Source organism: Serratia sp. S4 (genome assembly GCF_000347995.1).
GTDB classification, from domain to species: domain Bacteria; phylum Pseudomonadota; class Gammaproteobacteria; order Enterobacterales; family Enterobacteriaceae; genus Serratia; species Serratia quinivorans.
Window position 1 is genome coordinate 2,711,031 of the sequence record NZ_KB661120.1, and the last position, 23,418, is coordinate 2,734,448.

Genomic DNA, 23,418 nt, shown 5'->3' on the forward strand with positions numbered 1-23,418 from the left:
CATCGCTTCAAATGGCCGAAATTCCTGCTGGCAAACCTGCTTCAGGGGTGCCGATTATCGTCGGTAAACCACGGCAAATGGCGTGCTGCCTCAACCCCGCCCAGCACGCCATAGACCTGGGTGTAACCGGCCTTAAGGGCGGCAAGTCGGGCATCCGTGGAACGTTTACCGGTTTGGCACAGCAAAATGATCGGCTGCTGTTTATCGACAACCTTGCTTAACTCAATGAAAAAACGGGGATTGCGGATTTTATTCGATCCGGTTAACCAGGGAACCCGCGAGGAAGGCTCAACGTAACCGAAGGTCTTGCGCTCTTCCGGGGTGCGAATATCCACCAACACTGCCGCTCCAAGCTTCACTAATTGCCAGCTCGCCTCCGGCGTCAGATCGCGTTCGAAAATCGGGGTGTTTGGCGTGCTTTGATGATCAGGGTACGGGCTATCAACATTGACCTTGGGATGGTTCTTAACCTGTTGTGCAGTCGCGTAATTTAATGTTACGGGCATATTAACCTCCGGCGTCTTCTCTATTTTTCAATCAGCTTATTCCCTTTGATTAATTCCAATCTATTACCCTTTTCAGAGCAGGAATAAATAACTTTTAATTAGGGTTTATAGTAAAAACATCTAGCCGGACTTAGCTAAAATACGGCTAATGAAAATCATTATGCGACTATCGGGAATAACCTTATTTTGGCGTTACTGCCGACATGTTACGGATTGCTGTTACCACTTTTTCCCCGTTGATCACATTCCGGGTAACACCCTTTTTTAACATCCTTCAGCGTGATATCTGTCGCAAAACCGCCTGCGGAAAACCGCTTTGATAGCCATAACGTATCAACGCTATTTTAAACAGGTGAAACCATGACGACCGCTACCCCCAATGAAGTGCTGTTAATTGCCCCAGTGATGGAAAACCTGCAGGCCCGTCTTGAGGCAACCTTTGTGGTGCACCGGCTGTATGAGCAAGCTGACCCGGTCGCTTTTCTGGCCGTCAAAGGTGAGACCTTCCGCGCGGTCGTCACCCGTGGCGATATCGGTGTCACCACGCCGGTGCTCGAGCAGCTACCGCAACTGGGGCTGATTGCAGTGTTCGGCGTCGGTACCGACGCCATTGACCTGAACTACACCCGTCAGCGCGACATCGCGGTAACCATCACCTCCGGTGCATTGACCGAAGACGTGGCAGATATGGCGCTGGGGCTGCTGTTGGCCACCGCCCGTCAGCTCTGCCATAACGACCGTTTTGTCCGTGAAGGCCGCTGGCTGCAGGAGGCACCGGGCTTATCGGTGCAGGTCAGTGGTAAACGACTGGGGATTTTTGGTATGGGCAACATCGGCCGCGCCATCGCCCAACGCGCAGCCGGTTTCAACATGCGTATCCAATATGCCAGCCATCGGCAGGACACCACGCTGCCCTATGCTTATTACCCGGACTTGCTGGCGCTGGCGAGGGAAAGCGATTTTCTGGTGATCGCCATCTCCGGTGGCAAGGACAGCGCAGGCCTGGTGGACAAAACCGTATTTGATGCGTTGCCGGCGCATGCGCTGGTGATCAACATTGCCCGTGGCAGCATTGTCAACGAAAAGGACCTGATCGCCGCGTTGCAAAACGGTGACATTGCCGGTGCCGGGCTGGATGTTTATGCCCACGAGCCACAGGTGCCTGCCGAGCTGATCGCCATGGATAATGTCGTGTTGCAGCCGCATATTGCCAGTGCCACGCAGGAAACCCGGCAAAAAATGAGCGACATCGTATTTACCAACGTTGAAGCCTTTTTCAATCAGGCACCGTTACCCCACGCCATTGAATAATTAAGCCGTTTCTTTCGAATTTATTATCGCCGTACCACAGAACCTCTTTATTGAATTGAGAGGTTCTCCCTGCGCCTTATAAAGAGATATCGCCATGGATAATAAAATACCCAACACCCGCTGGCTGCGGGTTATTGCCCCGATCCTGATCGCCTGCATTATTTCCTTTATGGACCGGGTCAATATCAGTTTTGCCCTGCCCGGCGGTATGGAAAGTGATTTGGGCATCACCAGCCAGATGGCCGGTTTGGCCAGCGGTATCTTCTTTATCGGTTATCTGTTTTTGCAGGTTCCCGGTGGGCGCATTGCGGTTAACGGCAGCGGCAAACGTTTTATTGCCTGGTCACTGTGCGCCTGGGCGGTGGTTTCGGTGGCTACCGGGTTTGTCACTAATCACTATCAATTGCTGATCTTGCGCTTTGTGTTGGGTATTTCCGAAGGGGGTATGTTGCCGGTGGTGCTGACCATGATCAGCAACTGGTTCCCGGAAAAAGAACTGGGCCGAGCCAACGCCTTCGTCATGATGTTCGCCCCGCTGGGTGGCATGCTCACCGCCCCCATTTCTGGCGCCATCATTAACCAGCTCGACTGGCGCTGGCTGTTTATCCTCGAAGGTTTGCTGTCACTGGTGGTGCTGGCCGTTTGGTGGCTGTTGATCAGCGATCGGCCGCAGGAGGCGCGCTGGTTACCGGCCCGTGAGCGCGAATATCTGATCACCGAGCTGACGCGCGAACGTCAGGCCCGCAGCAGAACCCAGCCGGTCAGTAACGCACCGTTGAAGGACGTGTTCCGCAATAAGGGGCTGATGAAACTGGTATTGCTGAACTTCTTCTACCAGACCGGCGACTATGGCTATACGTTGTGGTTACCGACCATTCTGAAAAACCTGACCGGTGGCAATATGGCCTCGGTGGGTTTCCTGGCCATTTTGCCGTTCGTCGCCACCCTGCTGGGGATTTACCTGATTTCGGTGCTGACCGATAAAACCGGCAAGCGCCGCCTGTGGGTGATGGTTTCCCTGTTCTGCTTTGCCGCCGCGCTGTTGGCTTCGGTGGTGTTGCGCCATAACGTGGTGGCAGCCTATATCGCATTAGTGGTTTGCGGCTTCTTCCTGAAGGCGGCAACCAGCCCGTTCTGGTCGATGCCAGGGCGTATCGCTTCGGCGGAGGTCGCCGGTGGCGCGCGCGGTGTGATTAACGGTCTGGGCAATCTGGGGGGGTTCTGCGGGCCTTATCTGGTCGGTGTGATGATCTACCTGTACGGACAAAACGTCGCGGTTTGCGCGTTGGCGGTATCGCTGATCATCGCCGGTATTATCGCCTGGCGCTTGCCGAGAGAATGTGACCTGACCAGCAGCGAGCCGGCGCATGACCCACTGTTGGATAAGGCCAAACGCGCCTGAATAACAAAGAAAACCACGAGCGGGCAACGGTAAAATTTGCTATGTTAGCCCGCTCTGATTAAGGTCTGTTGTTACTCGCCGGATAGGTCTATGTTTACCCATAAAGCCATTGCCGAACTCAATACGCTGGAGTTGATGATTTATAACTACGTCATCAAAAACAAAAACGCGGTGATGTATATGACCATCCGCGAGCTGGCCGAGGCCGCCGGGGTGTCCACCACCACCGTGCTGCGTTTTTGCAAGAAAATGGGCTGCGCGGGTTATTCCGAATTCCGTATTCGCTTTAAGTTATATCTTGAGCAAAACGAAGCGCCGCCGGTAGACTTTGGCACCAGCGAAATAATCAGTTTCTTTAAGAGCATTAACAACGACGAATTTAATCAGCTGATTGACCAGGCGGTGCAACATATTGCCGCCGCCGAGCGCATTATTTTCGTCGGGGTAAGTACCTCGGGGGCATTGGGGAAATATGGTGCTCGTTTCTTTTCCAACGTGGGGAAATTCAGCACCCATATTGATGACCCTTATTATCCGGTCAATAGCGACATGTATAAAAGCGCGGTAGCGATTATGCTTTCCGTCTCTGGTGAAACCGAAGAGATCCTGCGCCTGGCCAGCCAGTTTAGTCTGCACCACTGCAAAATCGTCAGCATCACCAACAACGAAACCTCGTCGCTGGCGCGTATGGCGGACTTCAACCTCTCCTATCATGTTCCCCAACAGCTGATCGCCGGGCAACATAACATCACCACCCAGATCCCGGTCATTTACATTATCGAAACCATCGGCAAGCGGCTGGGCCATATTAACGCCGCCAAATAAAACAGCCTGTTTTTTTAATGTGACAAGTTACCCGAACGCTATTTTGTTATATCGTGACATTCCATTCCAGCTTGCTAGTATCTTCTTATTACCTTTCATTAATAAGCGAATGAGAAACCAACGATGAAACAGCAACAGTTACCGAAAGATTTTCTGTGGGGTGGCGCGGTCGCCGCACACCAGGTTGAAGGTGGTTGGGATCAGGGCGGTAAAGGCCCAAGCATTGCTGACGTACTGTCAGGTGGCGCGCACGGCGTGGATCGCGTAATGACCGATGGCGTACTGGAAGGTTATCGTTATCCTAACCATGAGGCAGTGGATTTCTACGGCCGCTACAAGCAGGATATTGCGCTATTCGCCGAGATGGGTTTCAAATGCTTTCGCACCTCAATCGCCTGGACGCGTATTTTCCCCAAGGGTGACGAACTGGAGCCGAACGAAGCCGGTCTGCAATTCTATGACGATCTGTTTGATGAGCTGCTCAAATACAATATCCAGCCGGTGATCACCCTGTCCCACTTTGAAATGCCCTATCATCTGGTCAAAGAGTATGGCGGCTGGAAAAACCGTCAGGTAGTTGATTTCTTTGTACGTTTCAGTGAAGTGGTACTGCGCCGTTATCAGCACAAAGTCAAATACTGGATGACCTTTAACGAGATCAACAACCAGAGCAACTACCAGTATCCGCTGTTCGGTTACTGCTGCTCCGGCGTGGTCTACAGTGAAGAACAGAACCCGGAGCAAACGCTGTATCAGGTGTTGCACCATCAGTTCGTTGCCAGCGCCCAGGTGGTGAAACTGGGCCACCAGATTAACCCTGACTTCAAAATCGGCTGTATGCTGGCCTGCGTGCCCTTCTACCCGTTCTCCTGCAAGCCGGATGACGTGATGTACAGCGTCGAAGCCATGCACCAGCGTTATTTGTTCACCGACGTTCAGGTGCGCGGTTACTATCCGTCGTACCTGCTGCGTGACTGGCAGCGCAAAGGTTTCCAGATAGAAATGCAGCCACAGGACGAACAAACCCTGCGTGAAGGCTGCGCGGATTACATCGGTTTCAGCTACTACATGAGCAACGCCCTGCAGGCCGATGCGGTGAGCAGCAGCGACCCGATGTTCGGTTTCCCCGGTAATGTGCCTAACCCGCATGTTAAAGCCTCCGACTGGGGCTGGCAGATTGACCCGGTTGGCCTGCGTTATTCGTTGAACGTGCTCTACGAGCGCTATCAGAAGCCGCTGTTTATCGTTGAAAATGGCTTTGGTGCCTTCGACAAGGTCGAGACCGACGGTCAAATCAACGATGACTACCGCATCGATTATCTGAGTGCGCATATCGAACAGATGAAAAAAGCGGTGATCGAAGACGGCGTGGATCTGATTGGTTACACCCCGTGGGGCTGTATTGACTGCGTTTCCTTCACCACCGGTGAATACGGCAAGCGCTACGGCTTTATCTACGTCGATAAGCACGACGACGGCACCGGCACGCTGGAGCGATCGCGCAAGAAGAGCTTCGACTGGTACCGCACCGTGATCGCCAGCAACGGCGAACAGCTTTAGTCATCTGCCCAATAATCCATTATGAGCCACGTCCCTGTGGCTCATTTTTATGGTGCTATCGTCACAAAGCATATGCTCGTTCAAATATCTTATCGGTTTTCAGTCCCTAAAGATGGTAGAAAGAATTTCTAAAGTTAAAAGAAAGGGAGCCTCGATGAATGAAAGGGTTCACCAAGCCATTACGCAGGAGCCACAGATGCAAAGAGAGGTAACTCGCTCGGTTGAGCACGACGTCCAGGTGCACCTTGTAAACTCATTTACCAGAGATAATTCTGGCGGCAATCCCGCGGGTGTCATTCTCAATCCCCCCGAGCTGAGCGTCGCGCAAAAAATAGCAATCGCGCGGCAGGTGGGTTTTTCCGAGACCGCATTTGTCTACGTCGGTGAAGATACAGATTTCAAGGTGGATTTTTTTACCCCTGAAGGGGAAGTTGATTTTTGCGGGCACGCGACCGTGGCTGTTTTTTTCACCCTGGCTTCGCTCGATCGGCTTGCGCCGGGCCATTACACGCAAGAAACCAAAGCCGGAATTCTGAGTGTGGCCGTCAGCCCCCACAGTGTCGTCATGGATCAGGCTCTGCCTGTCACGCGGCAAGGGCCTGATATCGATGATGTTGCCGTTGCCCTCGGAGTCCCCCCTGAGGCCATTACGGGGACCGGCTTGCCCATTGCGGTGGTCTCAACGGGATTACCGGATATCCTTATCCCCGTACAACCCGGCCAGCTAGACCTGCTGCAACCCGATTATGAAGCGATCGCAAACCTGAGTCGTAAATTCGACGCCATTGGCTTCCACGTATTTGAATTGAGTCACCAAACATCCATCACCGCTCACTGTCGAAATTTTGCACCGCTGTACGGTATAGATGAAGAATCCGCAACCGGCAGTGCCAGTGGCGCTTTGGGGTGCTATCTGGTCAATCATCTCCTGCCCGGCAAAACGCACTTCCTGTTAGAACAAGGACGGGCCATGGGATGTTCTTCCCTGATCCAGGTGACGATTGATACACAAGAGCAGAGGATTAGTCGTGTTAGGGTCGGCGGGCAAGCAATCATGGTCGGCATAAAGACGGTTAAACATCCATTCCTCTAAACTCTCGGGGTTGGCAAAGAAGCGAACCCGACACATTGCATAACCCCAGGTTATGCAAAACACCGCTAAATTTCACTTTCTTGTAACACTCTGGCTTGCGAGACTCGGGATAGGGAAAGCTATTCTTCCCTTCGTGCTGACATTAAACCAAAACAGATCAGCCCTCTGCACCCTGCCTACGCCATGAGGATTTCCGCATGAGCCAGATAGATGAACTCTACCAACGTAACTACGATCGCCATCCGCCGGTGCTGGCACCAGAATATAAAACCAGCGTGCTGCGCTCACCTAAAAATGCGCTGATATCCCTGCAAAACTCACTGTCCGAGATCACCGGGCCGGTATTTGGCCAACACGAACTCGGCGCACTGGATAACGACCTGATCCTCAACTACGCCAAACAAGGCTTGCCGATCGGCGAGCGGATTATCGTGCACGGCTACGTTCGTGATGAAAACGGCTTACCGATGCGCAATGCGCTGGTCGAAGTATGGCAAGCCAATGCCGGTGGGCGTTACCGCCACAAGAAGGATCAGTATCTGGCACCGATAGATCCCAATTTTGGCGGCTGCGGCCGGGTATTGACCGATGAAAACGGCTATTACTTTTTTCGCACTATCAAACCCGGCCCTTATCCCTGGCGCAACCGGGTCAATGACTGGCGCCCTGCGCATATTCACTTCTCGCTTTCCGGCAGCGCTTTCGCCCAACGGCTGATCACTCAAATGTACTTTGAGGGCGACCCGTTGATTGCCAGTTGCCCCATCGTGCGCGCCATCAAAAATGACGATGCGGTGCGCTCACTGATCGCCGGACTGGACAAAACCGCCGCGGTACAGTTGGACAGCCTGGCCTATCGTTTCGATCTGGTGTTACGCGGCCACCGCGCCACCTTGTTTGAAAACCGTCTGCAGGGGAAAGCATGATGCCGCAAAACTACCTACTGGAAACCCCGTCACAAACCGCCGGGCCTTATGTGCACATTGGCCTCGCTCCTCTGGCCGCGGGTTTTGAGATTTTTGAGAATAACTTCGGCCAGGTACTGACCCAGCCGGAAACTCAGGGCCAGCGCATTACCCTGGAAGGCCGAGTGTTTGACGGCAGCGGCAGCCTTATCCGCGATGTGTTGTTGGAAGTCTGGCAGGCCAATAGTCACGGCCGCTATAACCACCCCGGCGACCAGCAACAAAACAAACCGCTGGATGCCGCGTTTCGGGGCTGGGGGCGCAGCTGCAGCGACTTTGAAACCGGTCTCTACCGCTTTGAAACCATCAAGCCGGGTGCCGTCTGTGGCCGGGACGGCCGGATGATGGCACCGCACATTAACCTGTGGATCGTCGCGCGCGGTATCAATATTGGCCTGCACACCCGGCTGTATTTTGCCGATGAGGATGCCGCTAATCAGCAGGATCCGGTACTGAATCTGATCGAACTCGAGGTACGGCGAAAAACGCTAATTGCCCAGCCAGAACGCCGGGGTGAAGAGTTGGTCTATCGTTTTGATATCGTGATCCAGGGCGAAGGCGAAACGGTGTTCTTCGACCTGTAAACGCCGCCAGTCTGCGGCCGCAAAAAATCGTACGTCTGTGCAAAAATGCGGCCGCCGTCACTTGTTAGCGATGGGAAAAACTCCCTACACTGGGGGATGAAAAAAGCCAATTTATTCATCCAACGCATGCGTTTACGCCACATCAACGGCTTTGTTGCCGTGGCGCAGGAACGCTCGCTGAGCCGCGCAGCCGATAAGCTGAACCTGAGCCAACCCGCACTTTCAAAGACGCTGAGCGAACTGGAAGCGCTAACCGGCAACCGCCTGCTGGTGCGTAACCGCCAGGGAACCCTGCTGACCGAACAGGGGGAGCAGTTCCTCGGCTATGCCACGCGGGTGCTGGAGGCGCTGACCGCCGCCGGGCACGCGCTTGACCGGCTCGACGATGCACCTGCACGGGTATTACGTATCGGTGCGCTGCCGACCACCGCACTGGGCATGCTGCCGCAGTCCATCGGCCAGTATCAGCAGGCCCACCCACATTCACGCATTCAGGTGATTACCGGCAAAAATGCCGAGTTGCTGGCACAGCTCAAAGCGGGTGAGATTGACGTGGCGATTGGCCGCATGGCCGATCCGGAAATGATGAGCGGGCTGGCTTTCGAGCTGTTGCTGTTGGAGTCACTGCTGATGGTGACGCGTCCGGGGCACCCGCTGTTAAGCGAGACCATCACTCTGGAGCGCGCGCTGCATTATCCTGCCATTATCTCGCCGAAGGGCACGGTGCCGCGCCACAACACCGAGAGTCTGCTTTCAACCCAGGGCTTCAGTCTGCCCAGCCAATACATAGAAACGCTGTCCGCTTCGCTGGCCCGTCAGATGACGCTGCAATTTGACTATCTGTGGTTTGTGCCTTCCAGCGCGGTGAAAGCCGATATTGCCGCCGGTCAGTTGATCCCGCTGCCACTGCCGACTCAGGGGATGGAAGAAGCGGTAGGCATTCTGACCCGTAACGACGGTGAATTAAGCGAGGCCGTACTGGCATTTATCTCCACCGTGCGTGGTATCGCTGGCGCAGTGCGTTCTGCTTAATCGGCTTCCCGGTCCTGTTCGGCAAACACTTCTGCCGCCAGATGAAACGCCGAGTTGGCCGCCGGCAGGCCGCAGTACAGCGCACTTTGCATCAGCACTTCTTTAATCTCCTCGCGAGTCACTCCATTGTTCACCGCCGCTTTCAGGTGCATGCGCAGTTCGGCTTCGCGGTTAAGGGCGATCAGCATCGCTATGGTGATCAGGCTGCGGGTATGACGAGCCAGCCCCGGTCGGGTCCAGATCTCCCCCCAGGCATAGCGACTGATAAAATCCTGGAACTCTTCATTTAACGGGGTGAGCTGGCTGAGGGTACGATCCACATGTGCATCCCCCAGTACCGCTCTGCGCACCTCAATACCTTGCTGATAACGTTGTTGATCATTCATGTTGATTTGCTCCTGAAGTTGCGGCCGCGGTCTGTTCCAGCACCCGCTGAGTAAAGACTTTTGCACTGCCGAGGTACTGCTGGGGATCCAACAGCTCGGCCAGCCGCTGGGCAGATAAATGCGCCATAACCAGTGGGTCGTCCAGTAACACCTCTAGCAGCGTGAGCTGCTGTGCCAGCGCCAGATGACACTGTTTTTCGATATGCTGATGCGTTTGCTGGCGGCCAATCGCTTCACCCAACGCCATGGTGACCGCCTCGGCCATGATCAGGCCGTGGGTTAACTTCAGGTTATGTTCCATCTGTTGCGGAAACACCTGCAGCCCGTCAATCAGGTCCCCGGCGGTGTGCAGCGCCCCCGCCGTTAACATCACCAACTCCGGCAGGCTTTCCCATTCGGCGTGCCAACCGCCCAGGCCGCGTTCATGCTCCTGCACCATGGCGGCATATAACCCGCCAACCAGCGCAGGTACCCGATTGGCCGCGGCGAGGATCACCGCGCAGGCCACCGGATTCCGCTTGTGCGGCATGGTCGAAGAGCCGCCGCGCCCAGCCGCCACCGGTTCAGCAACTTCCGCTACTTCGGTCTGTGTCAGTAACGAAATATCACGCGCCAGTTTGCCCAGCGAGCCACATAACCCGGCATACCAACCGGCAACCTCCAGCAGGCGATCGCGTTGACTGTGCCAGGGAGTATTTGCGGCGGTCAGTTGTAGCCTGCTGGCTAACGCCGTCACCAGGAAACTTCCCTGCTCACCCAAAGAAGCCAGGGTGCCGGCGGCGCCCCCCAATTGCAGTGCCAACACGCGGGGCCGCATTTCATCCAGCCGCTGTCGATAGCGCAACAAGGCATCCAGCGTGCCCGCCAGCTTTAACCCCAAGGTGGTGGGTAAAGCGTGTTGCATCCAGGTGCGGCCGACCAGTACGCAATCCTGATGGCGAGTCATTTGTGATACCAACGCCGCAATCAGCCGGTTCAGATCGCTGTGCGTCAGTTCGATGGCTTGCCGCAATTGCAGTATCAACCCGGTATCAATGGCGTCCTGGCTGGTTGCCCCCCAATGAACGAAACGTGCAGCCTCGGCATTTTGCTGTGCCACCTGGCGGGTTAATTGCTTAACCAACGGGATCGCCAGATTGCCTGCCTGCGCGGCCGTCTGTGCCAGATCGGCCGCATCGAATAAATGGCTGTGGCAAGCCTCGCTAATGTGCTGCGCAGCTTCGGCAGGAATAATGCCCAACCCGGCCTGTGCATTGGCCAGCGCTGCTTCGAAATCCAGCATTCCCTGCAACGTAGCGGTATCGCTAAAGCAAGGGGTCACCGCCGAAGACCGCAGCAGCGGCGTCAGTAACTCCATAGTTCCTCCAGGCAAAAAGGCGAGTATCCGATGATGGCGCGGCGTGGTCAGCAGCGTCAAGACCGCTAAACGCGACGCTGGGCGATTATCGGTACATTGAGCGAATTTATTGGTTTTTGTGATATTTGTCGGGTCACATCATCTGAAACGGTGAGCCGACGTAGTTTTCCGCCAGCACCGTCATGGCGCTGCGCGACTTCACGGTATATTGCAGCTCCGATAATTGTAAGCGTTGCTGGAACGCACTGTCGTCACTGCGGGTGTGCAACATGTTGGTCATCCACCAGGAGAAATGTTCCGCACGCCAGACGCGTTGCAAAGCATCGTCGCTGTAGCTGTCCAGCCGCCGCCAGCTTTTGTGGCGATAGAACGTCTCCAGTGCCTGCGATAGCAGACAAACGTCCGCCATCGCCAGATTCAGCCCCTTGGCCCCGGTCGGCGGTACAATATGCGCCGAGTCCCCCGCCAACAGCAGGCGTTTACATCGCATCGGCTCGGTGACGAAGCTGCGCATGCCGACCACGTTTTTCTGGAATATACGGCCCTTTTTCAGCGACCAGCCATCGTGATTCTCCAGCCGGCTCTCCAGTTCGTTCCAGATGCGATCGTCTGACCATTGGTCGACGTTTTCCGTCGGGTCGCACTGGAAATACATCCGCTGAACGCCAGGCGAACGGGTGCTGATCAGCGCAAATCCTCGTGAATGTCGGGCATAGATTAGCTCATCGCTGGACGGAGGGGCCTCCACCAGAATACCGAACCAGCCGAAGGGATAAATCCGGGTATAGTCCTGTCGCAGTCCGCCGGGCATCGCGGCCCGGCTAATGCCGTGAAAACCGTCGCAGCCAATGACAAAATCACAGTCAATTCGCCGTTGCTCGCCCTGATGCCGGTAATGCACCTGTGGTCGCTCGCTGTCCAGCGCCTTGAGTTCCACCTGTTCCACTTCAAAATGGAGCTGTCCGTTTGCCGCCTGCCGCGCAGCAATCAAATCTTTCAACACTTCATGCTGGGCGTAGACGGTGATTGCCCGATCGGTCAGTTCGGTCAGATCGATCCGGTGCTGTTGACCGCCAAATGCCAGCCGGATGCCATGGTGCTGCGCCCCTTCTGCGCGCATACGCTCACCCAGCCCGGTTTGATTGAGTAAATCAACCGTTCCCTGCTCCAGCACCCCAGCGCGAATGGTGGATTCCACCGCCTGCTGGCCGCGAGTTTCCAATACCACTGACTCAATGCCCTGCAAATGCAGCAGATGCGACAACATCAATCCGGCCGGGCCGGCACCAATAATTGCTATTTGTGTACGCATGGTTATCTCCTTATAAAGCCTTATTGAGCGAGCCGGCCAATGCCGTTGCCCTGGTAGCAAAATGTTTGACTATCAGCGCCAGTGCTGCCACCAGCGCCGGGATCGCCAGCAGGGTGAAAATGGTGCTGAATGACAGCTGCATTTGCATCAGCACCCCGCCGCTCATCGCGCCAAGAATGCCCCCGAAACGCCCCAGCCCCAGCATCCAGGCGACACCCGTTGCCCGTCCCTGCGTTGGGTAAAAACCGGCGGCCAGCGCCGGCATTGAGGACTGTGCGCCGTTCATGCAGGTACCGGCGATAAACACCGTCACCGCCATCAATATGGGATCGGTATAAACGTAGCCAATGGCGCAGACAAACAGCGCGGTCAACAGATAGCCCACCGCCACCACCTTGTGCGGATTCATGCGATCCATCAGCCAACCGATGATCAGCACGCCAATGCCACCGCCCAAAGGAAACAGCGCGGTAATCAATGATGCCTGGCGAATGGACGCGCCGGTTTCACGGATCAGCAGCGGTAACCAACTGGTCAGCAGATAGAAGATCATCAGGCCCATAAAGTAGGTCAGGCACAGCATCAGGGTGCCCAACAGATAGCGCGGAGAGAAAATCACCCCCAGTGCCGATTTGGCTTTCACCTGGCCCTCTTCAACCAGGCTAAAGCGCGGCAGTTCGGTTAAATTAAGCGGTGCAATGCGCTTAAGCACCGCGGCAATTCGCTGTGCCGGGTAGCCACGCACCACCATAAAACGGGCGGACTCCGGCAGCGCGACAATCAGCACCACCGCCAACAGCAGCGGCATCACGCCGCCCAGCACCATCACGCTCTGCCAACCGAAGTGCGGGATCAGCCAGGCGGAAACGAAACCGCCCATCGATGACCCGAGCGGAAAGCCGCAGAACATCAGGTTGACCAGCAGCGCACGCTTGCGCTCCGGCGCATATTCCGACATCAGGGTTGCCGCGTTTGGCATTGCCGCACCCAGTCCCAGCCCGGTTAAGAAGCGCAATAATGTCAGCATTGGCAAGGTGGTGGCGAACGCCGTCAACAGGCTGAAACCGCCGAACAGCACCAGCGACAGCACCAACACCTTCTTGCGACCGATGCGATCCGCCAACGGCCCGGCGGTGAGCGCCCCCACGGCCAACCCGACCAACGCCGCACTCATCACCGGCCCCAGCGAGGTTTTCTCTATTCCCCAGTCCTGTACCAACGAGGTGGCGATAAAACCGATGATCGCAGTGTCGAAGCCGTCCAGCGCCACGGTAAGAAAACACAAAATGAGGATCAGCCACTGGTAGCGGGAGAACGGGTTGTTATTAATAAATGATTGAATTTCTATGGTATTTGACTGGGACATAGTGCGCTTCCTGGGTTGGCCAGGCTAAATAGCCCCGGCGGTAACGGCCAGGCCTATCCCTGGCAAAGTCGCATTTGTGCGATTATCGAAACTTGGTTCGTTAATCGCCTTCCCATAAAAGCATCGCCAACAATAAGTTTCAATATTGTTAAATTAATTAACGTGCGATAACCGAACGAGAAAAGGACTGTTTTACAGGAAGAGTATTATTATCAATTGGATGCCATGTTTTTACGGAAAAATATGGCGTATGGGTTCTGTGAGCCAATTAACATTGATGAAACCATTCCTGATCCTGTTCCATGGCCATTTACTCAGCCGTTGTCTGGCTTTGGGATTCAGTCTGCTTCGACCGGCTGTTTTAATTGCACGTCGCAAAAACCGAGCTTGATTGAGCGACTTGAAAGCACAAGCGTCTGGGCTAAGCTGAAATTGAAGAGCACAAAATAATAAAAATAAATTACTGACTGGGCAGGTAACCATGAGCAAGAAAGTGAATGGCGTTGTTTGCTGTCTGTTATTTCTGATTTCTTCCCTGTGTTTTGGCGCTGAACCGCGCCAACTCGCCACCGAACAAGAAAAAGCCCGCATACGTAGCCACATTCAGGATGTGTTCAATGAATTTAACGTCCAGATTATGTCGCCTAACTTCGTGCTTCAGCCCGAAAATGCGGTGATGGTCAGTCAGGATCACTGGTACACCGCGCCGGCCGTGAAACCGGATAAACCCTCATGACAAAATTGAGCGCCCTGCTGGTTCCTTGCCTGACGTGGAGAGTCAAATAATGACAATACCGTGGCATTGCCAAAATAGCGGCAATCATCTCCCGCTCCAGTATGCAAAACGAATGATTCTCCCCCTGTTGCTATGGTCGGGTGCCGCCTTTGGTGCGGCAACCCATGCCCCGGACCAAAGCGACAGCACCTTTCCTATCTGGGGGGATGAGGCCCGCGCTCGCGGCTATAACATTCCGCTACCGTTTGGCGTCAATCTCAGTTACATGAATATACGTCAGAATATTGATGTCGATAGCATTACGTTTTCCGGTCTGAAACTCGGCGATCACCCGATCCCCAGCGATCTGTTCAATATTGATGTCGGAAAGACACGCCAGCGCAGCAAAAGTGAGAACCTTCGGTTGGATATGTGGGTCTTCCCGTTTTTAAACATTTATGGTTTGGTCGGGCACACCAGAGGGTCATCTTTATCCCAGGTTTCTGTCGATGCCGATCCGTCGAAATACACCGGCATCGACCGTATTATCGCCTCTGCGGTACATCGCCTTAATCAAAGTGGCGATCTCCAGGATATTGATTTTGCTCTCGACTTTAAAGGTACCACCTGGGGCACCGGGTTTACCCTGGCAGGGGGCTATGAGAAATGGTTTGCACTGGTTGACACCAATTATACCCGCACCGAATTTGACATTCTGGATGGCAAAATTTCAGCCATTACGGTTTCACCACGCGTGGGCTATCGCTTTGATATGCCTGCCATCTCTGGCCCTTCCCACCTGAGCCTGTGGGTTGGCAGCATGTATCAGGATGTGGACCAGGAGTTTAAGGGCAATATTTCAGATCTGCATATGCCGGCAGAACTTCAGCCACTGATTGAGGCCGTGAATAAGGACAACGCCGGGCGCTTTGATGTCAAACAGCATCTCTCCTCGCCGTGGAATACGCTGATTGGGGCGCAGTATGAGCTCACACAGAACTTCAACGTCCTGGCCGAAGTCGGTTTTAATGAGCGAAACAGTTTTTTCCTGGCGGGTGAATATCGATTCTAATGAAGATACCCGTGCGGTTACTGAGTGGACTACTGAGCCTGTTGGTTGCCCCGATTCATGCGGAGCTGCTTACGCGTGAGTCCATTGATGCGTTTCTCGGCACCATGGGGGCCGACGACCAATACAACCAGGCTAAAGGCGTGAACTGGACGGTGTTACCCGGTCCTTTTTATACCCCTGAGTTAAAACTGGGCTTGGGGGCAGCAGCGGCCGGGCTTTATCGGGTCGATCCACACGATCAGGTCACGCAAAACTCATCTATCTCATTTACCGGTTTTGTCAGCACCAGTGGCGCCCTGGGGTTGGGTCTGAACAATTACACGTTCTTTAGCGATGATCAGTGGCGTCTCTTTGTGGTAGGTTCGGTTGCCAAGATCCCGACAGAATTCTGGGGCGTGGGCTACGATGCGGCGCAGGGCTCGAGCCAGAAATATACTCAGGATTCGTTTAGCGTTCATCCGCAGGTTTTTTATCGGCTGGTCGATAATCTTTATGCCGGTGTGGGCTGGGATTTTTCCACGCTGAATGCCAAAGTTGATGATCCGCAGCCTGGCGATACCTTCTCTCGCTATACGGACTCCACCACGCCGCTGAGTTCTGGCGCCACTTTCGCCCTCAATTACGACACCCGCGACGCCATCACGCAGCCGAAAAAAGGGCAGTATGCCAGTGCCAGCTACAGCCTGTTTGATCCATCACTGGGCTCGGATAGCCATTTCACTGCCCTGCAGTTGCAATACAATTACTATTTTCCGCTTAACGACAATGACGTGCTGGCATTCGATGCCTGGGGACGTTTTGCCCGCGGAGATGTGCCATGGGATCGCCTTTCACAGGCCGGTGATGACCGCCGATTACGCGGTTATTATCAGGGGCGTTACCGTGACAAAGATGTCGTGAGCAGCCAAATCGAATACCGCAAAAAATTAAACTGGCGGCACGGCTACGTACTCTGGCTGGGCGCCGGCTCGCTGGGTGGCAGCCTGGATAAAATGGGACAACACCCTATTCTGCCGACCCTGGGTGCGGGGTATCGTTTTGAAATCAAACCTAATATGAATCTGCGACTCGATCTCGGCGTGGGACGCGAGAGTGCAGGATTTTATTTTCAGGTCGCGGAGGCCTTTTAATGCGTGTTTTTTTTCTCGCCCTGTCGTTGACTGTCGCCAGTTTGGCACAGGCGCAACCGGGCAAGACCGACATTTTACCCTTTGAGCAGGCAAGACGCATTTGGCCCGTCGCGCAAAACCTTTCGCCACCGGAATCGCTTCGCCCTTGCTGTGCATTTGGCTATAACCTTCAGGTGCGCGCGGCCGGTATCCCGATTCCCGTTTATCAAATTGGCAACCTGCTCTCACTCAGTACGCTAGGCCACCATCATTACAATGACAGTGCGCTGGGCGCGGTGAAAAATATCGTTGGTCTGAGCGACGAAGCCAACGGGCTTATCTATACGCGACGCGGCGGGTTTATTGATATCGCCCATGTTCGCGATACCGCCGATAACACCTTTTATCTGTTCACTCGTCTGTATCCGAAACTGGGCCGCGAATGGCGCCTGTTTTACAGTGAGGAATTAGGGCTCAGACGCGCTCAGTTTTACGCGTTTACCCCTCCGGCATCGATGACCGACAGATATAATCTGGCGGCCTGGCTGGCCGGGCATGTGGCGTTTCAACTGGCACAGTGGCATGAAATCGCCCAGTGGTACGGCTTCCAGTCTGTCGCCGGATTTTCTGAGGAAATTTCTGCTTTTTCACCGGAAGACCTTTACGCAAATTTGCTGGGAGCGAGGCTGGCGGTAAACGTGATTTTGCAGGGGCATGCCGGCTCTGTGGAGAACTATAATCTGGCGATGGATAAGGCGCTTTCACAAGCTTTAATCGGCCTTGAGGCAGTCAATGAGGCTGAAACAGAACGCCAATTCCGTGAGGTCGATGGCGATTGGTGGAACAGCAAACGCCGGGTGCCCGATAAATTTTTAGTCCTGAAACGCAATTACTCGCTTGGCGAAAACCGAACTCCTACCGCAGTGCCTTTCGAAAAGGCACCGCCGTATCGCTTGACCATGCCGGTGAAAATAGCCGGGTTCACCTTAAGCCATCTGGGCGAACTGCAAATTCATAAAGGCAGCGATATGCGCCGCCTGCCGGTGCCCAAAACATTCTATCGTCCGGCACAGTTCTCCTCACTGGCAGAGCAGGCGCGGCAGGCCGATCAAATCCAATTGCAACGGCTCCACCGGTAAGCTCAAAGGCCTTTGGCGGTTTCCCGGCTGACCAACTGCGCCTGACGGTTATACCCTCTGGCACCTTTGATAAAGATGGCACAGGCGGTGATCAACGCCGGAATGGCGATAATGGCAAAAATGCGGTCGAACCCCCAGCCTGACGCCAGCATTTCCGCACCGGCAAAGGCGCTCAGGATGGCACCAATACGCCCAACGCCGTGCATCCAGCTAGACCCGGTGGCGCGCGCCTCGGTTGGGTAATAATGCGCCGATAGCGCGTTCATGCCGGTATTGGCACCGTTCAGGCAAAAACCACAGGCCAGTGCCAACACACCGAGCATCAGGCTGCTGTGTGACGCCAGGCCAATCGACAATGTCAGCCCAGCCCCCAGCAGGTAAATCATGCCCAGCGCCCGGTGTGGATCCACCCTATCCATCAGCCAGCCGGCAAACAGCGAGCCTAAGGTACCGCCGGCCTGGTACAGCGCGGTAATCACCGCCGCCTGCGCCACGCTCATGCCGATGCCTTTTACCAGCGTCGGTAACCAACTGCCCAGCAGATAAACCAGAAACAGCGCCATGAAATAACCCAGCCACAGCATCAGGCTGCCAAGGCGATACTGCCGCGAGATCACAATCTGCATGGCTCCCTTGCCAGGTGCCACCAGTGGCGGCAGCGTATAACGGGTTTCGGCATTGGTACTGCCCGGCGCCAGCTTTTCCACAATTTTGCCAATGCGTTGATTGCTGGCTCGCCGGGTAACCAAAAACCTCACCGACTCAGGCAACCTGGCTATCAACAGCGGAACGCTCAGCAGCGGCAATAGGCCACCGAGCAACAGCAGCGCATGCCACCCCATTTGTGGAATAACCCATGACGCCGCGAACCCGCCCAGCGCGGCACCGAAGGTAAAGCCGCAAAACACCACGGTGATAATGAAGGAACGTTTCTTTTCCGGCGCATATTCGGAGATTAAAGTGCCGACGTTCGGCATTGCCGCCCCCAGCCCCAACCCGGTCATAAAACGGAAAAATATCATTTGATCGATATTGTGCGAAAACGCAGTGACCAGCGTCCAGAGGCCAAAAAAGAACACGCTGTTGATAATGATCACTTTACGTCCCAGCCAGTCGGCCAGCGGGCCGGCCAGCAGCGCACCGATCGTCAGGCCAACCAGCGCGGCGCTAATCACCATGCCAAGTTGCTGATTGCTGACGCCCCACTGGCTTTTCAGCTCAGGGGCAATAAACCCCATCAGGGTAATATCGAAGCCATCCAGCGCAATAACGATAAAACCCAGCAGAATAATCAGTTTTTGATAACCGCATATCGGACGATCGTTGATCAGCGTTCGAACATCAATTTCGTTTGAAGCCACAATTTTTCCTTGGTACAGACGCCAATAAATGCAAATGTTCGATAATCGAACCGAGATTAAAGATTCTGGCGTCTACTGTAAGAACTCCCGTGCAGCTCGGCAACGGAGATTATTAATAACCTGGCGCTCATTGAACCCAATGGTACGTTCGCTCACCATCAAAAAAACCACGGCGGCTTTCACTGGCAAGACAATACGCTGGGATTGATCCATAAATGCCCTTTGCTGACCGGAAACACACCCTGGGCACGTGGAAAATAATGTTGTCAAATTGTGAGAGGGATCTTCCCAACCCTGCGGTTATCGTCGCTATGGTTTACGTGTGAGCAATATGACGTCGTTCACAAAAGCGCAGCGGCAGCGGATTGTATTACCGGGTCACCCCAGTTACTCTTAACCGGTGTTCCTCCAAGATAAGTGACTGATGTTTTGAACAATGATGATCTCCCCGCGACTAAACGCAAAAATGACCCTGTCGGGCTGAAACAGCGTATTTTCGCTGCGGCGCTGGCCGAGTTCGCCGAGGCCGGTCTGAAAGGTGCCCGCATGGAAAACATTGCCGAGCACGCGGCTACCACCAAACGCATGGTGGTTTATCATTTCAAGACCAAGGAATCACTGTACCTGGAGGTGCTGGAACACGTGTATCAGCATATTCGCGCACATGAAACCGGGCTGGATCTGCAAGCATTAGCCCCGGTAGCAGCCATGACTCGTTTGGTCGAAGAAAGCTTTAATTACCATGCTGAACACCCCGATTTTATCCGAGTTATCTGTATGGAAAACATGATGCGCGGCCAGTATATACGCCAGTCTTCACGCATTAAGGCGTTAAACCAAAGTGCATTGACCCTGCTGGAAGATATCTTGCAGCGCGGCAAGCAAGAAAAACTGTTCACGCCGGACGCCAGCGCAGCCGACGTGCATCGCTTGATCAGCAGCCTTTGTTTCCACTACGTTGCCAACCAGTACACCTTTAATGCCCTGTTTGAAAGCCATCAACCGCCGGCAGATCAGGTTCGTCATATCCGTCAGTTGGCCGTAGTGGCCACCCTGCGCTATCTGGCGCTGTAAGCACTGCTCCCTGGGAGATTGTGATGACCAAAAACACCGACGGCGAAGAAATCACCGCGCCTGATAGTTTAGTGTCCGCCGCCAGCGGCGATCCCTTTAAGGGCGACCCCAATTTTATGGCCTCGCTGGCCCGCGGCCTTGAGGTGATCCAGGCTTTTACTCCGCAGCGTCGTCTGATGTCGATTTCGCAAATCAGCCAGAAAACCGGCATTCCACGCGCTGCGGTGCGTCGTTGCCTGTATACCCTGAACAAGCTGGGGTTTGTTTACGCGCAGGACGGCAAAAACTTTGAGCTGCGCCCACGGATCCTGACGCTGGCCCATGCCTATCTCGGTGCCACGCCGCTGGCGAAAGCCACCCAGCCGGTGCTGAAACACATTAGCCAGCTGTTGAATGAGTCCTGTTCTATCGCCACGCTGGACGGCGACAATATTTTGTATATCGCCCGTGCCTCTGCCGAACGCATCATGACCATAGATCTGAACATCGGCAGCCGCCTGCCGGCCTTCGCCACCTCGATGGGCCGGGTGCTGTTGAGCCATTTGCCGATTGATAAGCGTGAGGATTACCTGCAACGCATCACCCTGACGCGCTACACGCAATACACCCTGAGTTCGATTGATAAACTGCGTGAAGAACTGGATAAGGTTCGCGCTCAGGGTTACGCGATTAACGATCAGGAGTTGGAAATCGGTCTGCGATCCATCGCGGTACCGATTACCTCGGTCAACGGCGGCGTCACTGCCGCGTTAAACGTTGGGGTGCAGGCCGGCCATGTCCCGCTGAGCGAACTGACCGAACGTATCCTGCCGATCCTGCTCGAAGGCTCACAGGAACTTTCGCTACTAAATCACTAAATCGACTGGTGCGCGTTGGCCAGGTACTTGGCCATTTCCGCTTCAGGCACCATGCCGCCACCGGTCGCCCACACCAGGTGGGTGGCATTTTTCATTTGTTGCTCATTCAAGCCCTGAGCCGCCAACCACTCAGTGTCAGCCGTCACGCGCCACGGCCCCGGCATCCCCGCCAATGCCGAAGGTTCTAGCTGAATATGCTCATGGCTGTCCAATAACCCCAGCAGTGCAAACATCTCGCGGTCGCTGAGGGTGTAGAAGCCGGAGAGCAGGCGCTCCATAGCCCGGCCGACAAAGCCGGATGCGCGCCCTACCGCCAGCCCGTCCGCCGCGGTCTGGTTATCAATGCCCAGATCCTGTACCGCGATACCATCGTGCAGGCCGGTATGCACACCAAGCAGCATGCAAGGTGAATGCGTCGGTTCGGCAAAGATGCAGTGTACATGGTCGCCAAAGGCCAGTTTCAGCCCAAAGGCCACCCCGCCTGGCCCGCCGCCAACGCCGCAAGGCAAATAAACAAACAACGGGTGCTGAGCATCAACCTGGACGCCACTTTCGGCAAACTGACGTCTCAGGCGGCCACCGGCCACGGCATAGCCCAGAAACAGCGTCTGTGAATTCTCGTCATCGATAAAGAAGCAGCGCGGATCGCTCGACGCCTGCAAACGGCCCTGTTCAACGGCAACTCCATAATCCTGTTCGTACTCCACCACGTTGACGCCATTGTCACGCAGCTTCTGTTTTTTCCATTCGCGAGCGTCTGCCGACATATGCACGCTCACGCTAAACCCCAGCCGGGCGCTGATAATACCGATCGACATCCCCAGATTGCCGGTCGAACCCACGGCAATGCGGTAACCGCCAAAGAATTCGCGAAACTCCGCCGAGAACAGCTTGGCGTAGTCGTCCGTCAGTTGCAGCAGCCCCGCTGCCAGCGCCAGTTTTTCCGCATGCGCCAGCACCTCGTAGATACCGCCGCGCGCCTTGATCGAACCGGAAATTGGCAGATGGCTGTCCTTTTTCAACAGCAACCGGCCGGCTAGCGACAAGCCATAACGTTGGTCGAGCGCAGTTTGCATTGCAGGAAGCGCCACCACTTCGGATTCAATCACGCCATTTGCGGCTCGGGTTTCCGGGAAGGCGGCACTCAGATAAGGGGCGAAACGCGCCAGACGTTGTTCTGCGTCGGCCACGTCTGCGGCATCCAGCCCAACGAACGGCAGTCCGGCCTGCAAAGTGGTCGCTCGTGGGTTGAACCAGGTCACCGGGTTTAGTTCGATCAGTTCCTGCACCAGCGGGAATTGCGTAACCAGTTGCTGAATCTGTGTCTTTTCCATGGTTGTTCTCTGCGCTGCATAAGGTTAGCTCTAGGGTGCAGCGATTTCCCCAGCCTGACAAATGATAAAATTCGAGCCTTGCGTGAGCAGGATTGACGCAAAAAGATGATATCCGTCAATTTATCAGCCGTACTGACGGTTTGAGTGATGCTGAATCACCTTAAATGCCCCGTAACGCTGGATGCTACGGGGCATCAACCCGCGTAATCTTATCCGCGCGCCGCCGCCTCCAATCCGGCGATATCCAGTTTGACCATCTGCAGCATCGCTTCGGTGACCCTGCGTACCTTCGCACTGTCGGAGTCACTCATCAGTTCGGCCAACCGCTTGGGAACTATCTGCCAGCTCAGCCCCCAGCGATCGCGCAGCCAACCGCACTGCTCAACCTTGCCACCGTCACTCAGCGCTTGCCAGAGTCGATCGACTTCTGCCTGATCGGCACATTCGACCATAATGGAAAAACTGTGATTGAAAGCATCCAACGGGCCGGCCTCAATCGCTGCATAGCACTGATCGCCAAGGGTAAAAGACGCCAGTTTTACGCTGCCGGCCGGGCCGCTGGGAGTATCGGCCGGCAAGGTGGATTGCCAGGTCAGGGAAGAGCCGGGGATCAAAGCGATATAGCAACGCAGTGCCGCTTCCATATCCTTCTCAAACCACAGGTGTTGGGTAATTTTCACGATACCCCTCCGCTACTGGTCCAGGATAGGTTCGAAGCCGCCGAAGATCATACGTTTACCGTCAAACGGCATTTGATCGCCGAGCGCTTTCATGCGCGGATCGGCCATCATCTTCTGGTTGGCGTCATCACGAACTTGTTTTGACGGATATTCGATCCAACTGAACACCACCACTTCGTCGGCCTCGGCCTTAACCGCACCGCGAAAGTCAGTGAGTTTTCCGTCGGGAACATCATTGCCCCAGCATTCGACGACCCTCGTAGCCCCAAACTCTTTAAACAGCGGTGCAGCCGCGGCGGCCAGTTTTTGATACGCCTCCTTATTGGCGGCCGGCACCGCCACTACAAAACCATCAACATATTTCATCGGAGTGTCCTC

23 protein-coding genes are annotated in these 23,418 nt (G+C 55.0%); 14 read left to right on the top strand and 9 right to left on the bottom strand.

The genetic code is table 11. The features are described from left to right. Positions 1-41: 41 nt before the first annotated feature. Complete coding sequence (locus SERS4_RS0113435) at positions 42-506, bottom strand: rhodanese-like domain-containing protein (protein WP_012145224.1); 465 nt, start codon at positions 504-506, stop codon at positions 42-44. Between the two features lie 360 nt (positions 507-866). Here SERS4_RS0113435 and SERS4_RS0113440 point away from each other — a divergent pair, with 360 nt between their 5' ends. From SERS4_RS0113440 to SERS4_RS0113475, 8 genes are all read left to right on the top strand, one after another. Continuing rightward, positions 867-1,817: a 2-hydroxyacid dehydrogenase gene (locus SERS4_RS0113440; protein WP_017892897.1), complete on the top strand. Its 951-nt coding sequence runs from the start codon at positions 867-869 to the stop codon at positions 1,815-1,817. A gap of 94 nt (positions 1,818-1,911) precedes the next feature. Next, a complete protein-coding gene (locus tag SERS4_RS0113445) occupies positions 1,912-3,219 on the top strand; it encodes an MFS transporter (RefSeq protein WP_017892898.1) in 1,308 nt (435 codons plus the stop codon). Positions 3,220-3,309: 90 nt separating this feature from the next. Then, positions 3,310-4,044 carry a MurR/RpiR family transcriptional regulator gene (locus SERS4_RS0113450; protein WP_012145227.1) on the top strand — a complete coding sequence of 245 codons (735 nt, stop codon included), beginning with the start codon at positions 3,310-3,312 and terminating at the stop codon, positions 4,042-4,044. Positions 4,045-4,167: 123 nt separating this feature from the next. Continuing rightward, positions 4,168-5,604: a 6-phospho-beta-glucosidase gene (locus SERS4_RS0113455; protein ID WP_017892899.1), complete on the top strand. Its 1,437-nt coding sequence runs from the start codon at positions 4,168-4,170 to the stop codon at positions 5,602-5,604. 196 nt (positions 5,605-5,800) lie between these two features. Next, positions 5,801-6,697 carry a PhzF family phenazine biosynthesis protein gene (locus SERS4_RS0113460; RefSeq protein ID WP_026142382.1) on the top strand — a complete coding sequence of 299 codons (897 nt, stop codon included), beginning with the start codon at positions 5,801-5,803 and terminating at the stop codon, positions 6,695-6,697. Positions 6,698-6,894: 197 nt separating this feature from the next. Continuing rightward, a complete protein-coding gene (pcaH, locus tag SERS4_RS0113465; protein WP_012145229.1) occupies positions 6,895-7,623 on the top strand; it encodes a protocatechuate 3,4-dioxygenase subunit beta in 729 nt (242 codons plus the stop codon). Further along, positions 7,623-8,246: a protocatechuate 3,4-dioxygenase subunit alpha gene (pcaG, locus tag SERS4_RS0113470; protein ID WP_026142383.1), complete on the top strand. Its 624-nt coding sequence runs from the start codon at positions 7,623-7,625 to the stop codon at positions 8,244-8,246. Before pcaH ends, pcaG begins: the two co-directional genes overlap by 1 nt. Before the next feature lie 96 nt (positions 8,247-8,342). Next, positions 8,343-9,278 (top strand): LysR substrate-binding domain-containing protein, encoded by a 936-nt coding sequence (locus SERS4_RS0113475; RefSeq protein ID WP_017892902.1) that lies wholly within the window; start codon positions 8,343-8,345, stop codon positions 9,276-9,278. On the opposite strand, the gene pcaC is transcribed toward SERS4_RS0113475, so the two are convergent. From pcaC to SERS4_RS0113495, 4 genes are all read right to left on the bottom strand, one after another. Next, positions 9,275-9,664, bottom strand: a complete 390-nt coding sequence (gene pcaC, locus SERS4_RS0113480; protein ID WP_012145232.1) for a 4-carboxymuconolactone decarboxylase — start codon at positions 9,662-9,664, stop codon at positions 9,275-9,277. The genes SERS4_RS0113475 and pcaC overlap by 4 nt on opposite strands. Next, positions 9,657-11,021 (bottom strand): 3-carboxy-cis,cis-muconate cycloisomerase, encoded by a 1,365-nt coding sequence (locus SERS4_RS0113485; RefSeq protein WP_017892903.1) that lies wholly within the window; start codon positions 11,019-11,021, stop codon positions 9,657-9,659. Before SERS4_RS0113485 ends, pcaC begins: the two co-directional genes overlap by 8 nt. 133 nt (positions 11,022-11,154) lie before the next feature. Next, complete coding sequence (locus SERS4_RS0113490) at positions 11,155-12,333, bottom strand: 4-hydroxybenzoate 3-monooxygenase (protein WP_017892904.1); 1,179 nt, start codon at positions 12,331-12,333, stop codon at positions 11,155-11,157. A 10-nt stretch (positions 12,334-12,343) separates the two neighbouring features. Further along, complete coding sequence (locus tag SERS4_RS0113495) at positions 12,344-13,699, bottom strand: MFS transporter (RefSeq protein ID WP_017892905.1); 1,356 nt, start codon at positions 13,697-13,699, stop codon at positions 12,344-12,346. A gap of 481 nt (positions 13,700-14,180) precedes the next feature. Here SERS4_RS0113495 and SERS4_RS0113500 point away from each other — a divergent pair, with 481 nt between their 5' ends. From SERS4_RS0113500 to SERS4_RS0113515, 4 genes are all read left to right on the top strand, one after another. After that, entirely contained in the window at positions 14,181-14,435 is a 255-nt protein-coding gene (locus SERS4_RS0113500; protein WP_017892906.1) for a hypothetical protein, read from the top strand. Positions 14,436-14,547: 112 nt separating this feature from the next. Then, entirely contained in the window at positions 14,548-15,486 is a 939-nt protein-coding gene (locus SERS4_RS0113505; protein ID WP_017892907.1) for a hypothetical protein, read from the top strand. Beyond that, the gene (locus tag SERS4_RS0113510; RefSeq protein ID WP_017892908.1) at positions 15,486-16,616 is read left to right on the top strand and encodes a BamA/TamA family outer membrane protein; all 1,131 of its coding nucleotides are present in this window, start codon (positions 15,486-15,488) and stop codon (positions 16,614-16,616) included. Before SERS4_RS0113505 ends, SERS4_RS0113510 begins: the two co-directional genes overlap by 1 nt. Next, positions 16,616-17,734, top strand: coding sequence for a DUF4056 domain-containing protein (locus SERS4_RS0113515; RefSeq protein WP_017892909.1), 1,119 nt, complete (start codon positions 16,616-16,618; stop codon positions 17,732-17,734). The genes SERS4_RS0113510 and SERS4_RS0113515 overlap by 1 nt, the downstream gene beginning before the upstream one ends. A 2-nt stretch (positions 17,735-17,736) precedes the next feature. Here the strand turns inward: SERS4_RS0113515 and SERS4_RS0113520 are convergent, their stop codons facing one another. Continuing rightward, a complete protein-coding gene (locus SERS4_RS0113520) occupies positions 17,737-19,098 on the bottom strand; it encodes an MFS transporter (protein ID WP_371257924.1) in 1,362 nt (453 codons plus the stop codon). 426 nt (positions 19,099-19,524) lie between these two features. Between SERS4_RS0113520 and SERS4_RS0113530 the strand changes: the two genes are divergently transcribed. Both SERS4_RS0113530 and SERS4_RS0113535 read left to right on the top strand, forming a co-directional pair. Further along, positions 19,525-20,169 (top strand): TetR family transcriptional regulator, encoded by a 645-nt coding sequence (locus tag SERS4_RS0113530; RefSeq protein ID WP_017892912.1) that lies wholly within the window; start codon positions 19,525-19,527, stop codon positions 20,167-20,169. 23 nt (positions 20,170-20,192) lie between these two features. Continuing rightward, complete coding sequence (locus SERS4_RS0113535; RefSeq protein WP_017892913.1) at positions 20,193-21,026, top strand: IclR family transcriptional regulator C-terminal domain-containing protein; 834 nt, start codon at positions 20,193-20,195, stop codon at positions 21,024-21,026. On the opposite strand, the gene SERS4_RS0113540 is transcribed toward SERS4_RS0113535, so the two are convergent. The 3 genes from SERS4_RS0113540 to SERS4_RS0113550 all read right to left on the bottom strand — a co-directional run bounded on the left by SERS4_RS0113540 (position 21,023) and on the right by SERS4_RS0113550 (position 23,406). Beyond that, entirely contained in the window at positions 21,023-22,360 is a 1,338-nt protein-coding gene (locus tag SERS4_RS0113540; protein WP_017892914.1) for a D-serine ammonia-lyase, read from the bottom strand. The two genes, SERS4_RS0113535 and SERS4_RS0113540, sit on opposite strands and share 4 nt — an antisense overlap. A gap of 209 nt (positions 22,361-22,569) precedes the next feature. Further along, entirely contained in the window at positions 22,570-23,040 is a 471-nt protein-coding gene (locus SERS4_RS0113545) for a VOC family protein (protein WP_017892915.1), read from the bottom strand. A gap of 12 nt (positions 23,041-23,052) precedes the next feature. Beyond that, positions 23,053-23,406: a DUF1428 domain-containing protein gene (locus tag SERS4_RS0113550; protein WP_017892916.1), complete on the bottom strand. Its 354-nt coding sequence runs from the start codon at positions 23,404-23,406 to the stop codon at positions 23,053-23,055. Positions 23,407-23,418: the final 12 nt, after the last annotated feature.

What these genes read in the sequence shown, in the direction of transcription:
- SERS4_RS0113435 (WP_012145224.1), bottom strand. Translation starts at nt 506, where the DNA reads ATGCCCGTAACATTAAATTACGCGACTGCACAACAGGTTAAGAACCAT.
- SERS4_RS0113440 (WP_017892897.1), top strand. Translation starts at nt 867, where the DNA reads ATGACGACCGCTACCCCCAATGAAGTGCTGTTAATTGCCCCAGTGATG.
- SERS4_RS0113445 (WP_017892898.1), top strand. Translation starts at nt 1,912, where the DNA reads ATGGATAATAAAATACCCAACACCCGCTGGCTGCGGGTTATTGCCCCG.
- SERS4_RS0113450 (WP_012145227.1), top strand. Translation starts at nt 3,310, where the DNA reads ATGTTTACCCATAAAGCCATTGCCGAACTCAATACGCTGGAGTTGATG.
- SERS4_RS0113455 (WP_017892899.1), top strand. Translation starts at nt 4,168, where the DNA reads ATGAAACAGCAACAGTTACCGAAAGATTTTCTGTGGGGTGGCGCGGTC.
- SERS4_RS0113460 (WP_026142382.1), top strand. Translation starts at nt 5,801, where the DNA reads ATGCAAAGAGAGGTAACTCGCTCGGTTGAGCACGACGTCCAGGTGCAC.
- pcaH (WP_012145229.1), top strand. Translation starts at nt 6,895, where the DNA reads ATGAGCCAGATAGATGAACTCTACCAACGTAACTACGATCGCCATCCG.
- pcaG (WP_026142383.1), top strand. Translation starts at nt 7,623, where the DNA reads ATGCCGCAAAACTACCTACTGGAAACCCCGTCACAAACCGCCGGGCCT.
- SERS4_RS0113475 (WP_017892902.1), top strand. Translation starts at nt 8,343, where the DNA reads ATGAAAAAAGCCAATTTATTCATCCAACGCATGCGTTTACGCCACATC.
- pcaC (WP_012145232.1), bottom strand. Translation starts at nt 9,664, where the DNA reads ATGAATGATCAACAACGTTATCAGCAAGGTATTGAGGTGCGCAGAGCG.
- SERS4_RS0113485 (WP_017892903.1), bottom strand. Translation starts at nt 11,021, where the DNA reads ATGGAGTTACTGACGCCGCTGCTGCGGTCTTCGGCGGTGACCCCTTGC.
- SERS4_RS0113490 (WP_017892904.1), bottom strand. Translation starts at nt 12,333, where the DNA reads ATGCGTACACAAATAGCAATTATTGGTGCCGGCCCGGCCGGATTGATG.
- SERS4_RS0113495 (WP_017892905.1), bottom strand. Translation starts at nt 13,699, where the DNA reads ATGTCCCAGTCAAATACCATAGAAATTCAATCATTTATTAATAACAAC.
- SERS4_RS0113500 (WP_017892906.1), top strand. Translation starts at nt 14,181, where the DNA reads ATGAGCAAGAAAGTGAATGGCGTTGTTTGCTGTCTGTTATTTCTGATT.
- SERS4_RS0113505 (WP_017892907.1), top strand. Translation starts at nt 14,548, where the DNA reads ATGATTCTCCCCCTGTTGCTATGGTCGGGTGCCGCCTTTGGTGCGGCA.
- SERS4_RS0113510 (WP_017892908.1), top strand. Translation starts at nt 15,486, where the DNA reads ATGAAGATACCCGTGCGGTTACTGAGTGGACTACTGAGCCTGTTGGTT.
- SERS4_RS0113515 (WP_017892909.1), top strand. Translation starts at nt 16,616, where the DNA reads ATGCGTGTTTTTTTTCTCGCCCTGTCGTTGACTGTCGCCAGTTTGGCA.
- SERS4_RS0113535 (WP_017892913.1), top strand. Translation starts at nt 20,193, where the DNA reads ATGACCAAAAACACCGACGGCGAAGAAATCACCGCGCCTGATAGTTTA.
- SERS4_RS0113540 (WP_017892914.1), bottom strand. Translation starts at nt 22,360, where the DNA reads ATGGAAAAGACACAGATTCAGCAACTGGTTACGCAATTCCCGCTGGTG.
- SERS4_RS0113550 (WP_017892916.1), bottom strand. Translation starts at nt 23,406, where the DNA reads ATGAAATATGTTGATGGTTTTGTAGTGGCGGTGCCGGCCGCCAATAAG.